Source organism: Mesorhizobium sp. Root102, assembly GCF_001425625.1.
Classification (GTDB): Bacteria; Pseudomonadota; Alphaproteobacteria; order Rhizobiales; family Rhizobiaceae; genus Mesorhizobium.
Window position 1 is genome coordinate 166071 of record NZ_LMCP01000045.1, and the last position, 13988, is coordinate 180058.

The 13988-nt window shown below is 64.0% G+C and carries 5 protein-coding genes; 4 read left to right on the forward strand and 1 reads right to left on the reverse strand.

Annotation, left to right across the window (positions count from 1 at the left end):
- The first annotated feature begins 180 nt into the window (after positions 1-180).
- The 3 genes from ASD12_RS27130 (at position 181) to ASD12_RS27140 (ending at position 11949) form a co-directional block, all read left to right on the forward strand.
- Positions 181-8784 carry a glucoamylase family protein gene (locus ASD12_RS27130; protein ID WP_056593922.1) on the forward strand — a complete coding sequence of 2868 codons (8604 nt, stop codon included), beginning with the start codon at positions 181-183 and terminating at the stop codon, positions 8782-8784.
- Positions 8785-9300: 516 nt separating this feature from the next.
- On the forward strand, positions 9301-11082 hold the full coding sequence (locus ASD12_RS27135; protein ID WP_056593925.1) for a glucan ABC transporter ATP-binding protein/ permease: 1782 nt from the start codon (positions 9301-9303) through the stop codon (positions 11080-11082).
- 102 nt (positions 11083-11184) lie between these two features.
- Complete coding sequence (locus ASD12_RS27140; protein WP_056593929.1) at positions 11185-11949, forward strand: heme ABC transporter permease; 765 nt, start codon at positions 11185-11187, stop codon at positions 11947-11949.
- A gap of 29 nt (positions 11950-11978) precedes the next feature.
- Here ASD12_RS27140 and ASD12_RS27145 read toward each other — a convergent pair whose 3' ends face one another.
- Entirely contained in the window at positions 11979-13037 is a 1059-nt protein-coding gene (locus tag ASD12_RS27145; protein WP_056594524.1) for a D-TA family PLP-dependent enzyme, read from the reverse strand.
- 177 nt (positions 13038-13214) lie between these two features.
- Between ASD12_RS27145 and ASD12_RS27150 the strand changes: the two genes are divergently transcribed.
- On the forward strand, positions 13215-13901 hold the full coding sequence (locus tag ASD12_RS27150; RefSeq protein ID WP_056594528.1) for a D-lyxose/D-mannose family sugar isomerase: 687 nt from the start codon (positions 13215-13217) through the stop codon (positions 13899-13901).
- Positions 13902-13988: the final 87 nt, after the last annotated feature.

Here is a 13988-nt window from a genome sequence, read left to right on the forward strand (position 1 = left end):
GATCGATCTCGTCGGGAGGAGGGGTGTTCATCGTTGTTTTTCGCTGGGAGATGACGTCCTGTCGTGGCGCGGAAACAAACTTTCGGCAAATGGGGTTTATGCAACCAATTGCATTTGAATCGGTTTTAGGGCCATTGCCGTGGCGGTGACGCCGCTGCCTGCCCGCTTACGGAATTTTCAATGAATATTCAGACGAACCCTGCCCCAATCGAGAAGACAAGCGCGAGCTTCCCGGCCATCACCGAAGAGCCTATCCGCTCCAATTACCTGCCTGAAGAGCGTCTTCGGCTGCTCGGTGAAAGTCTGGCAAAAGGCGATCTAACCGATTTGTTCGGCCTGACGCCCTTCGATTTTCAGGCGCGTGTCCGCGACAGCGCCAAGAAGATCCTGGAGGTCTACCGGTCGACCAATGCGGCGCAGGCGAGAGGCGAGACGATCACGCCGGCGGCACAATGGCTGCTCGACAACAATTATCTGGTCGAAGAGACCATTTTCCAGGTCAAGCGCGATCTGCCGCGCCGCTTCTATCGCCAGCTGCCGACCTTGAAACTGCCTGACAATGGCAGCGTACCGCGCGCGTTGGCGCTGGCCTGGACCTATGTGGCGCATTCGGACAGTTCCGTCTCGGCGACGATGTTCAAATCCATCGTCCAGGGCTTCCAGTCGGTCGAGCCGCTCAAGATCGGCGAACTCTGGGCGCTGCCATCGCTGTTGCGCTTCGTCCTGATCGAAAATCTCCGCCGGCTGGCGGTCAGGGTCAACCGCACCCGTCAGATGCGCCAGATAGCCAATGATGTGGCGGACAAGGTCCTGGCGACCGACGACAGCGCCGACCGGCAGGCGATCCTGTCCAACTTCAGCGCCCACGCGCAGGACACCACCTTTGCCACCCAGCTGCTCTACCGCTTGCGTGATGGATCGCAGAATGCCGGCAAGGCTCTGGAATGGCTGGAAGGCGAACTCGAAAAGACCGGCTCCGATGCCGAGGAAATCATCATTTCCGAACATCACACACTGTCCAGCGGCAATGTGACGACGGGCAACATCATTCGCGGCCTGCGCCTCATCAACGACGTCGACTGGACCGTGTGGTTCGAAGGCGTCAGCCGCATCGATACCGTGCTGCGCGAGCGCACCGATTTCGCCGCTCTCGACTTCTTCTCGCGTGACCAGTACCGGACCGCGATCGAGGAACTGGCGCGCCGCTCGGACCTGTCGGAATATCGGGTCGCCGAAAAAGCTATCGAGCTGGCCGGCCACGCCGCCAGCGAGACCATGCTAGGCGATGGTGAAAGCGATGCGGGTCCGATCTTATCCGCCCACACCGATGTCGGCTTCTTTCTCGTCGGCCCACGCCGGCTGGAGCTGGAGAAGGCGATCGGCTATCGGCCCACCATCAGCCAGACGGTCAAGCGCGCCTTCCGCAAGACCGGATGGCTTGGCATTGTCGTACCGGTGTTTGCGCTGACGGCCCTGCTTCTCGTCCTCTCCGGCAATGCTCTTGCCAATCTTGGCCTGTCAGTGCCGTCGATCGTCCTGATGCTGGCGCTGTTTGCCGTGCCGGCCAGTGAGGGTGCGCTCGCCTTCTTCAACACTGTCGTATCGCTGTTCCTGAAACCGACGCGCCTTGTCGGCTACGATTACAGGCACGGCGTACCGCCCGAGGCGCGCACGCTGGTGGTGGTGCCTTCGCTGATCGGCTCGCGCGACGATGTCGAGGAAAACATCCGCAATATCGAGGTGCATCATCTCGCCAACACGGCCGATGAAATCCATTTCGCGCTGCTGTCGGACTGGCCCGACAGCAAGACCGAAATCGATGCGGCGGATACCGAAATCCTCGAATTTGCCCGCGCCGAGATCGCTCGCCTCAACGCCCGCTATCCCTCCGAAGGCGCCCCGCGTTTCTACATCCTGCACCGGCGCCGGCTCTTCAATGCGGCTCAAGGGTCCTGGATGGGCTGGGAGCGCAAGCGCGGCAAGCTGCACGAGCTCGACCTCCTGCTGCGCGGCGACAGCGACACCACGTTCCTGCCGCTCGACGTGCCACTGCCGGAGAACGTCGTTCATGTGATGACGCTCGATGCCGACACGCGCACCACCCGCGATGCGGTCGCGACCCTCGTCGGCAAGCTTTGCCACCCGCTCAACCGCCCGCATTTCGACGCCAGCAAGCGCATTGTCACGGCCGGCTATGCGATCTTGCAGCCGCGCATCACCGCGTCGCTGACCAGCGGCGACGACGCGTCGTTTTTCCAGCGGGTCTTCTCGGCCAACCGCGGCCTCGACCCTTACGTCTTTGCGGTGTCCGACCTCTATCAGGACGTCTTCGGCGACGGTTCCTTCACCGGCAAGGGGCTCTATCACGTCGACGCCTTCGAGGCCGCGCTACAGGGCCGCATCGAGGAGAACACCGTCCTCAGCCATGATCTGCTGGAAGGCGCGCTGGCGCGCTCGGCGCTGGTCACCGACGTCGAACTGGTCGAGGATTATCCGACGCGCTACTCGGTCGACGCCTCGCGCCACCATCGCTGGGCACGCGGCGACTGGCAGCTGCTCGGCTTCATGCTCGGTCCGCGCTCCGGCGTGCCGGGTCTGTCGCGCTGGAAGATGATCGACAATCTGCGCCGCTCGCTGACGCCGATCTTCTGGGTGATGGCGGCGATCGCCGGCTGGACGCTGCTGCCCTTCACGCAGGCTGCGCAGTGGCAGGCCCTGTTGATCCTTAGCCTGTTCATGGCGCCGACATTCGACATCGTCAACGCCATCCTGCCCAAGAGCGGCGACCAGACGCCGCGCGGCCATTTCTCGGCCCTGGCGCGTGACGTCGCCTTCGGCACCGCCATGGTGGCGCTGAAGATCGTGCTGATGGCGCATAACGCCTGGATGATGGGCGACGCCATCGTGCGCACGCTCTACCGGCTGTTCGTCAGCCGCCAGAACCTGCTGGAATGGCGCACCGCCTCGCAGGCGCACAAGGCGGGCGACAATGACGTCGGTTCCTATTACGGCATGATGTATGGCGCCGTTATCATCGGCTTCGTCGGCCTTGCCATTCCGGTGCTGGCCGATTCGACCGGCGCCTTCGTTGCCTTCTTCTTCGCCCTGTTCTGGATTGGCTCGCCCGCCATCGCCAGCTGGATCAGCCGTTCGGCCGAAACCGAGGATCGCTTGCGCATATCGCAGGCTGATATCCATACGTTGCGCACGGTGGCGCGGCGCACATGGCACTATTTCGAAAGCTTCGTGACATCAGAGCATCACCATCTGCCGCCGGACAATTTCCAGGAAAGCCCGGCGCCGGTGGTCGCGCCACGCACCTCGCCGACCAATATCGGCGTCTACCTGCTGTCCGTCGTCTCCGCCCGCGACTTCGGCTGGATCAGCCTGTCCGACGCCATCACCCGCATCGACGCCACCATGACGACGATCGAGGGTATGCCGCGTGATCGCGGCCACCTCTTCAACTGGTATGACACGACGACGCTGAAGCCGCTCTATCCGCTTTACATCTCGGCTGTCGACAGCGGCAATCTCGCCGGCCATCTGGTGGCGGTGGCGGCAGCTTGCGCCGAATGGGCCGAAGCGCCCTCCGTCCATCTCCAGGGCGATTTCGAAGGCATTCTCGACACCGTCACCATCCTCAGCGAAAGCCTTGACGAACTGCCCGACGACCGCCGCCAGTTGCGCCCCCTGCGCCAGCGCCTCGCCGACCGTCTCGACGGCATGCGGCGCGCTGTCGACACCATCAAGGCGCAGCCGGAAATGGCGTCGATCCGCACCATCAACCTGGCTGTGCTGGCCGGCGAGATCCGCAAATTGGCCACCGCAATCCACACCGAGGCGGCGTCGCCGCAGAGCGATGTCATTGTCGACTGGGCGGCAAGGTTGGAAGCCACCTGCGAAGCGCATGTGCATGACGCGCACAGCGACGACAATGCCGTCGAGGCGCTGCGTGCCAAGCTGCTCACATTGCGCGAGCGGACGCGCCGCTTCGCCTTCGAGATGGATTTCTCCTTCCTGATGCGGCCGGAGCGCAAGCTGCTGTCAATCGGCTACCGGGTCGAGGAGCATCAGCTCGATGAAAGCTGCTACGACCTTTTGGCCTCAGAGGCGCGGCTGACCAGCCTGTTCGCCATCGCCAAGGGTGACCTGCCGACCGAGCACTGGTTCCGGCTGGGCCGGCCGATCGTCGAGATCGGGTTCCAGGGCGCGCTGATGTCCTGGTCCGGCTCGATGTTCGAATATTTGATGCCGCCGCTGGTGATGAAGGAGCCGCAGGGCTCGATCCTCAACCAGACCAGCAAGCTGATCATCAAGCGCCAGATCCAGTATGGCCGCCAGAAGAACGTGCCGTGGGGCATTTCGGAAGCGGCCTACAACGCCCGCGACCGCGAGCTGACTTACCAGTACACCAATTTCGGCGTGCCCGGGCTCGGGCTGAAGCGCGGCCTTGGCCAGAACACGGTGATCGCGCCTTACGCCACCATATTGGCGGCCCAGTTCAACCCGCGCGAAGCCGTGCAGAACCTCGCCCGATTGCGGGAGATCGGCGCGCTTGGCCGCCACGGTTACTACGACGCCGTTGACTTCACGCCGCAGCGCGTGCCGGAAGGCACCGATCATGCAGTCGTGCAGAACTACATGGCCCACCATTCAGGCATGTCGATCGTGGCGGTTGCCGACGCCATCTTCGAAGGCCGCATGCGCGATCGCTTCCACAGCGATCCGGTCATCGAATCGGCCGAACTGTTGCTGCAGGAGAGGGCACCGCGCGACATCCCGACCGCGACCGTCAGGACCGAGGCCGACGAACGCGCCAAGGACGAGACAGAAGTCGACAGCCCCGACACCCGCATCGTGCTCAACCCGCTGCAATCGCTGCGGTCGACCAGCGTCATGTCGAACGGTCGCTATTCGGTGATGGTCACCGCGACCGGCTCGGGCTACAGCCGCTGGGGTGATCTCTCCGTCACCCGCTGGCAGCCGGATCCGACCGAGGACCGTCTCGGCTCCTACATCTTCCTGCGTGACGCCGGCACGGGCGACTGGTGGTCGGCGACGGCTGAGCCGAAGCGTGCGGCCGAGGAAAAGGCGCAGACCTTGTTCTCCGACGACAAGGCGAGCTTCGTCAAATCGGTTGGCACGTTGCGCTCCGAGGTCGAATGCATCGTCATCTCGGAAGGCAATGGCGAGGGCCGTCGGGTCACGCTCTACAATGACGGTCCGTCCGACCGTCACATCGAAGTGACCTCCTTTGCCGAGCTGGTGCTCGGCCTGGAAGTGTCCGACAATGCGCATCCGGCCTTCTCGAAGATGTTCGTGGAAACCGAAATCGCATCGAATAAAGCGGCGATCTTCGCCACGCGGCGCAAGCGCGAGACCAGCGAGCCGGATATCGCCATGGTGCATTTCGTCACCGATCCGTCCGGATCGGCGCGCGATGCCGAGGCCGAGACCGACAGGCGCGCCTTCATCGGCCGTGGCCGTACCATCGTCGACGCGGCCGCCTTCGATCCGGGCGCCAGGCTTGGCGGCCATTCGGGCTTCACGCTCGATCCCGTCGCCTCGCTGCGCCGCCAGGTGCGTGTGCCGGCCAACAAGAAGATATCGCTGACCTTCTGGACCGTCGTCGGCGCCGGCCGCACTGAGCTGGACGAGGCCATCGCCCGGCTCGACCACCCGGAGAGCTTTGCCCGCCAGGCCATGCTCGCCTGGACGCGCAGCCAGGTGCAGACCCGCCATATGGGCCTCAGCCTGACCGATGCCGCCAATGTGCAGAAGCTGGCGCGCTATCTGATCTATCCGGATCCGTTCCTGCGTCTTCCCGCTGAATCCATCGCCTCGGGGCTGGGCAAGCAATCGAGCCTGTGGCCAACCAGCATTTCCGGCGATTTTCCGATCTTCCTGGTCAGGATCGGCGACGTCGCCGATCTGGAAATCGTCGCCCAGGCGCTACGCTTCCAGGAATACATGCGCACCCGCGGCATGATGATCGACTTCGTCGTCGTCAACGAGCAGGCGTCCTCCTATGTCCAGGACCTGCAGCGGGCGGTCGAGACGCTATGCGAGAACAGCCGTTTGCGCGGCAAGGAGCTCGGACCTCGCCAGCACATCTTCGCGGTGCGCCGCGACCTCATGGACGAGACGACCTACAAGACGCTGCTCGCCGTCGCCAGGGTGGTCCTGCACACGCGCAACGGCACCATCTTCGACCAGATCGAGCGGGCCGAGGCGGCCGCCCTGCAGGCGCGAGACGCCCTGCAGCCGGCAGCATTGCCGGTTCCGCGTGAGCCGCCGTCGCTGACGCCCACGACGCATGCATCTGCCTTGCAGGCGGTGGCAAATGTCAGCGCCGATGGCGGCGGGCTCAGCCAGTGGAACGGGTTTGGAGGTTTCGATGGCGACGGGCGGCATTATGTCGTGCGCCTGGCCGGCCGGCGCACGACGCCGCAGCCGTGGATCAACGTCGTCTCCAACGCCTCTTTCGGCTTCCACACCTCCGCCGAGGGGGCTGCCTTCACCTGGAGCCGCAACAGCCGCGACTACCAGTTGACGCCGTGGTCGAACGATCCGGTCTCGAACCGGCCGGGCGAGGGCCTCTACATCTACGATCAGGCCAGCGGCAAGGCGTTCTCGCCGCTCGCCGCCATGGTGCGCGATCCCTCGATGACCTACGAGGCCTGGCATGGCCAGGGTTTCTCGACCTTCCGCTCCAAGCGCGGGCCGTTGTCGATGGACCTTACCCATGTCGTCGATCCGATCGACCCGGTGAAGATCTCGCGGCTGCGTATCCAGAATTCCGGCTCGGTGCCGGCGCGACTGCGTGTCTATGCCTATGCCGAATGGGTGCTCGGCGGGCATCGGTCGCGCACGGCGGCAACCATCGTCCCGTCGCGGGACGCCGCCAGCGGGGCGTTGCTGGCACAAAACCCCTACGGGCTCGATTTCAGTGAACGGGTGGCCTTCCTTGCCGCCGACGGTGGCGTGCACTCGGTGACATCAGACCGCTCGGAGTTCCTCGGCCGGCAAGGCTCCAGCGAGCTTCCGCAGGCGGTGCTGAGCGGTGCTGCACTATCGGACCGTGTCGAGGCCGGCGACGATCCGTGCGCGGCAATCGCTCGTGACATCGAGATTCCGGCCGGCGGCGACGTGACGCTGTTGTGGCTGCTCGGCGACGCCGAGTCCGTCTCGGAGGCGAGCGCCCTGGTGCAGGAGCACCGCGTCAAGGATTTCGATCAGCGGCTGGCCGACAATGAGCGCGTGTGGCGCGGCTTCCTTGACACCATCCAGGTCGAGACGCCGGACAAGGCGCTCGATGCCATGGTCAATCACTGGCTGCCCTATCAGAGCCTGGCCTGCCGTATCCGCGCCCGCTCCGCCTTCTATCAGGCCAGCGGTGCCTTCGGGTTCCGCGACCAACTGCAGGACACGCTGGCGTTGCTGGCGCATGATCCGCAACTGGCGCGCGACCAGATCCTCAACGCGGCGCGGCGGCAGTTTCCCGAAGGCGACGTGCAGCATTGGTGGCTGCCGCGCACCGGCGCCGGCGTGCGCACGTTGATCTCCGACGACGTGGTCTGGCTGGCCCACGCCACGGCGCGCTATCTGCTGGTCACGGGTGACGCCACTATCCTCAAGGAGCAATTGCCCTTCATCGACGGGCAGGCGCTGGGCGAGGGCGAGCACGATGCCTTCTTCACCCCGGAAATTTCGAAGAAGACGGCGTCGCTCTACGACCATTGCGCGCGTGCGCTGGACCTCGCCATCAAGCGCAGCAGCCCCGCGGGCCTGCCGCTGATCCTCGGCGGCGACTGGAACGACGGCATGAACCGCGTCGGCGAGCACGGCAAGGGCGAGAGCGTCTGGCTTGGCTGGTTCCTGCTCAGGACGCTGGGCGACTTTGCCCCCGTTGCCAAGACCGAAGGCGATGCCAAGCGTGCACAGGCCTGGGTAAAACATGCCGATGTTTTGAAGCGGGCGCTTGAGAGCACGGCATGGGACGGCGAATGGTACCGGCGCGGAAGCTTCGACGATGGCACCCCTCTGGGGTCTCGCAATTCGCAGGAGTGCAAGATCGACTCAATCGCCCAATCCTGGAGCGTGCTTTCGGGAGAGGGCGATCCGGCGCGGTCGACGACGGCGATGGAGCAGGCGACGAAGATGCTCGTCGACGACAAGCTCAACATCGTCAAGCTCTTCACGCCGCCCTTCTCCAAGACGGAGAAGGACCCGGGTTACATCAAGAGCTATCCGCCCGGTGTGCGCGAGAATGGCGGTCAATACACCCATGCCGCTACGTGGTTCGTCATCGCGCTCGCCGAGATGGGGCAGGTCGATGAGGCCTATCGCTGTTTCTCGATGCTGAACCCGGTCAACCATGCGACCGACGAGGCGTCGGCCGAGCACTATCGCGTCGAGCCCTATGTCGTGGCGGCCGATATCTATGCCGGCGACGACAATGCCGGCAACAGCAAGGGCGGCCGTGGCGGCTGGACCTGGTACACCGGCTCCGCCGGTTGGCTCTACAGGGCGGCGGTCGAAGGCATTCTCGGCATCGAACGGCGCGGCAAGCGTATCCAGTTCAAGCCGAAGCTGCCCAGCCACTGGGACGGCTATTCGGCAAATCTCAAGATGCTGGGGGCGGAACTCAGGGTTCGGGTCATCCGCGACAATAAGGCCAAGGCCGTGTCGCTGGAGGTGAATGGGGCCAAGACCAAGGTTTCGGCGGTCGAACTGAAGGACGGCGAAGTTGCCGAAATCCTCATCAGGATTCCGGCCTGAGGCACTTCACTCAACAGGATCCTCCTCGGGCCCAGCCTGGGGAGGAGGCGGTTTTCGAGCTCACGACAAGATGAAGTGCGGCATGTCGGCCCGTGTCGGCATCGGCCCGAGCGAGGGGGCATTCGGCTGAGAAACCAATAAAATCAAAAGCTTGATGCGTGTCGCAGGCGGCGTTCCCGGCGGCGAAACTCGGCGCCCCGTATTCCTGGGCGTCGGCAAGATCGCTTAAATTTGACCTATACTGTGCAAAAGGCGATTTCGGCTTTAGTCATCCGCCCGACATCGTTACTGATTAAAATTGCGGCAGCACGTCCCAACTGCCATGATTTCGCCGCATGCCTGACATTTTACCTGTCTTCTCAAACCGTTAGGTGATCACGGCAGATTTCGGAACGTCGCCATCTTTTGTTCGCTCTCAAGGAACTGAAGGGGTACACGGCCATTGTTTTGCGACGTATCAACCGGTACGAGTCAAATGATGCAGTGCACAATAAACAGCGTGGCGGAGTAACTGGGGTGACCCTTCTGCAAATCTACTGGCGAGCTCTCGGCTATCTGGCCGCGGACAGGAAACGCGTCGCGTTGATCTGTTCGGCCAACGTGGCTCTCGCCATCGTAGCGCTTCTCGAGCCGATTATGTTCGGTCGCGTCATCGGTGCGATCTCCGAGCGCGGCTCTGTCTTCACCACGCTGGTCATGTGGGCCGGTCTCGGCGCCTTCAACATCGTTGCTTTCGTCATGGTGGCGCGCGGCGCTGACCGCTTTGCCCATGCGCGGCGCAGCGAAGTTCTGTGCCAGTCCTTCGAGCGCGTGATCACCATGCCGCTCGCCTGGCACCACCAGCACGGCACCTCCAATGCGTTGCACACGATGCTGCGCGCCGTCGAAACCCTGTTCAGCCTTTGGCTTGAATTCATGCGCCAGCATCTGTCTACGGCTGTAGCCCTCGTATTGCTGGTCCCAACCGCGATCAGCATGGACCTGCGCATGTCGCTGGTGCTGCTTGGCCTCGGACTGCTCTATGTCGGCATCGGTCGAATGGTCATGCGCCGCACCAAGGCGGGCCAGGCCGCGGTCGAGCGTCACTACCACAAGGTGTTCGCGCATGTGACCGACTCGGTCAGCAACGTTGCGGTGCTGCAGAGCTACAATCGCCTCGGCCTCGAGGCCGATACGCTGCGCCGCTACGTCAAGAACCTGCTCGACGCGCAGAACCCTGTGCTCGACTGGTGGGCGCTGGCCAATGCCTTGCACCGTCTGTCATCGGCAATCTCGATGCTGATCGTGTTGTCGATCGGCTCCTACCTCGTGACTCACGGTCAGTTGCGTATCGGCGATGTCATTGCCTTCACGGGTTTTGCCACGATGCTGATCGCCCGCCTCGACCAGATGTCGGCTTTCGCCAACCAGATTTCCGAGGCGCGCGCCAAGCTTGAGGATTTCTACCAACTCGAGGACTCCGCGGCCGACTCCGCCGAGCCGGATGGCTTGCGCGATCTCGCCAATGTCACCGGCCATGTCCGCTTCGAGAATGTCGGCTTCGAATTCGCCAATTCGGGTCAGGGCATCGACGACGTGTCGTTCGAAGTCCAGGCCGGTCAGACCGTTGCCATCGTCGGCCCGACAGGCGCCGGCAAGACCACGCTCATCAACCTGCTGCAGCGTGTCTTCTCGCCGTCCCATGGCCGTATCCTGATCGACGGCGTCGACACCCGCACCGTGACACGCAAGTCGCTGCGTCATTCGATCGCCACCGTGTTCCAGGATGCCGGACTGCTCAACCGCTCGATCGAGGACAACATCCGCGTCGGCCGCGCCGATGCGACCAACGACGAGATCCATGCCGCCGCCGACGCGGCCGCGGCGCGGGACTTCATCCTGTCCAAGAGCAATGGCTACGACACGGTGGTCGGCGAACGTGGCGGCCAGCTGTCGGGTGGCGAGCGTCAGCGCATCGCCATCGCGCGCGCCGTGCTGAAGGATGCCCCGATCCTGGTCCTCGACGAGGCGACCAGCGCGCTCGACGTCGAGACCGAGGACCGCGTCAAGGACGCGATCGACGAATTGCGGCGCGACCGCACCACCTTCATCATCGCCCACCGCCTGACCACCGTCCGCGACGCCGATCTGGTCGTGTTCATGGACAAGGGCAGGGTGGTCGAAATGGGTGGCTTCGCCGAACTGTCGCTGCGCAACGGCCGCTTCGCCAGCCTGCTGCGCGCCGGCGGCCTGCTCAACGACGAGGAGGTTCGCCGCCTCAGCCGCACCGTGCAGCAACAGCAGGAAGCGGCTGCCTGATCAGGGGCGTCTCTGCCTTCTCCCTACAAGGGGCGAAGGCAAGAGACCTGCGACACCACCGCTCGATTGCCCCAAACGCACCGGCGGTCTATGTAGAGCCGCATGAGCGACACGACTTCACGCCTGACCGGCTGGATGGATCTTGCCAACCCGACGCGCTTCGTCGGGCTGGCCGACAGGCTCGTGCCGTGGCTGGCGTCCATCGCCGCACTCATCCTCGCCGTCGGGCTCTATATGAGCTTTGCCGCGCCTGAGGATTTCCAGCAAGGCATCACCGTCCGCATCATGTACATCCACGTGCCTTTCGCCTGGCTCGCCATGATGTGCTACACGTTGATGGCAATCTCCGCGCTGGGCACGCTTGTCTGGCGGCATCCCTTGGCCGACGTCGCGCTGAAATCCGCCGCGCCCATCGGCGCCGTCTTCACCGCGCTGGCGCTGATCACCGGCTCTATCTGGGGCAAGCCGATGTGGGGCACCTGGTGGGTCTGGGATGCACGGCTGACCTCGGTCTTCGTGCTGTTCCTGATGTATCTCGGCATCATCGCGCTGACCCGCGCGCTTGACGATGCCGGCCGCGCCGCCTGGGCCGCCGCCATCATGACGCTGGTCGGCTTCATCAACATCCCGATCATCAAATTCTCTGTCGACTGGTGGAACACGCTGCACCAGCCGGCTTCGGTGTTCCGCATGGGCGGCTCGACCATCGATTCCAGCCTGCTATGGCCGCTGCTGGTGATGGCGCTCGGCTTCACAATGCTGTTCTTCGCGCTGCACCTGATGGCGATGCGCACCGAAATCCGCCGCCGCCGCGTCATCGCCATGCGCCGCGTCGCGGCACGGCAGGCGGAGCGGCAGCCGGCTTAGCTCAAAACTCTATTGCCTGCCGAAACTTGTCAGGCCATCCGGCCGCGCGCCGCCACAGGCAGGGTTTCCAGCACCTTGTCGCCGTCGATCAGATTGACCTCGTTGAACAGGTTGGTGACGACGCAGCAATGATCGGGCACGACGCGCACGCGCTCTCCGATGCGCAACTTGCCGTCGCCTGAAAGCGTGACGGTGCCGTGCTCCTCGCTCAAGCCCGTCACCCGCGCGCCCGGAACACCAAGCAACTCCCCGAAATCCGCGAGCCCGAGCGTGTCGCTGGACAGCGCCTTGCTACCGGCATCGAGGATGGCGCGCGCCGGCGTCGGGTGGCTGACCACCGTCGACAGCACCGTCAGTGCGCAGTCGTCGAGAGTGCCGACGCCTTTGGCGACCTGATAGCGGTCGAGATAGATGTAGGTGCCGGGGCGATACTCCGTGACAACAGATGCCTCGCTCGAGCGCCACATATCCGGCGTGCCGCCGCTGGAGATGCGTTCGCAGGCAAGCCCGGACGCGGCCAGCGCCTGCTTGGCGCTGGCGAGCCAGGCTTCGGCCTCGGCGGCGCGGCCGGCGGCCGGGTAGGTCATCAGCCCGCCAAAGGCGAGGCCACCGGCTTTGTCGATCTTTCTTGCCAGCGCAACCGCTTCGTCAGCCGTCTGCACGCCGCAGCGGCCCATGCCGGTGTCGCATTCGACCAGCACTGGCAGACGATGGCCGGCATCGGTGAAGGTGGCGGCCAGCCCTTCGAGCGTCTCCCTGCTGTCAGCTGTAACCGACAGCGTCACACGGCGGTGCAGCGCCAGAAGCCGCTCCAGCTTGGCGCGCCCAAGGATGTTGTAGGGAAGGAAAATGTCGGTCAGCCCGGCGTCGGCCATCACCTCGGCCTCGCCGATCTTCTGGCAGGTGATGCCGACGGCGCCGGCCGCGACCTGCTTCTTCGCCCAGTAGGGCAGTTTGTGCGTCTTGATATGCGGCCGCAGCTTCAGCCCGTTCTTGTCGGCATGGGCCTGGGCGCGGGCAATGTTGGCTTCGGCGCGCGCGGCGTCGATCAGGATCGATGGCGTATCGAGGTCATGGACGGTCGGCATCATCTGTCACTCTGTGGAAATCCGCAGGGGTTATGGCGCTGAAAGAGGGTGATGTCACGCGGCCAGCGGAGCGGATCTGTTGTCGCAAGGCCGGGCGGAGCGGCAAGACGGATCGACACCGTATCGACGTTCAGCTATGCGATTTGCCAGACAAATCCATATGAAGGGATCATGATCATGAAACGCTCCGCAATCAACGACATCATCCGCGAAGCCGACGCTTTCATCCGCTCGTTCGGCTACATCATGCCGCCCTTCGCCTACTGGTCGCCCGAGGAAGCGAAGGCGCGCCAGGCCGACTCCGCGGCCGTGTTTACCTCCCGGCTCGGCTGGGACATCACCGATTACGGCCAGGAGAAATTCAAGGATCTCGGCCTGTTCCTGTTCACCGTTCGCAACGGCCGCTACGAGGACATGAAGAAGGGCATGGGCATGCTCTATGCCGAGAAGATCATGATCTCGCGCAAGGACCAGCTGTCGCCGATGCACCGTCACAACATCAAGGCCGAGGACATCATCAACCGCGGTGGCGGCAAGCTGGTGCTGGAACTGTTCATGCACGATCGCGACGGCGGCATCGATCCCAAGGCCGAGGTGTCGGTGCCGGTCGACGGAACCATCCACAGGCTGCCGGCGGGCGGGCTGTTGAAACTCGACCCGGGCCAGAGCGTCACGCTTTTGCCCGGCGTCTGGCACGCCTTCTGGGCCGAGGGCAAGGATGTGCTGATCGGCGAGGTGTCGACCGTCAATGACGATCTCACCGACAATGTCTTTCGCGAACCGATCGGCCGCTTCTCCAACATCGACGAGGATGTCGCCCCCGTGCACCTGCTGGTGTCCGACTACGAGAAATGGCTGGGCTGAGGGCTACGCGGGCGCGGGAATCGCGCGGGCAACTAATGCATGTCGCCCAAAAGTGGCTCCGGTTTTGGGAGAACGACATGCATAAAG

What these genes read in the sequence shown, in the direction of transcription:
- ASD12_RS27130 (WP_056593922.1), top strand. Translation starts at nt 181, where the DNA reads ATGAATATTCAGACGAACCCTGCCCCAATCGAGAAGACAAGCGCGAGC.
- ASD12_RS27140 (WP_056593929.1), top strand. Translation starts at nt 11,185, where the DNA reads ATGAGCGACACGACTTCACGCCTGACCGGCTGGATGGATCTTGCCAAC.
- ASD12_RS27145 (WP_056594524.1), bottom strand. Translation starts at nt 13,037, where the DNA reads ATGCCGACCGTCCATGACCTCGATACGCCATCGATCCTGATCGACGCC.
- ASD12_RS27150 (WP_056594528.1), top strand. Translation starts at nt 13,215, where the DNA reads ATGAAACGCTCCGCAATCAACGACATCATCCGCGAAGCCGACGCTTTC.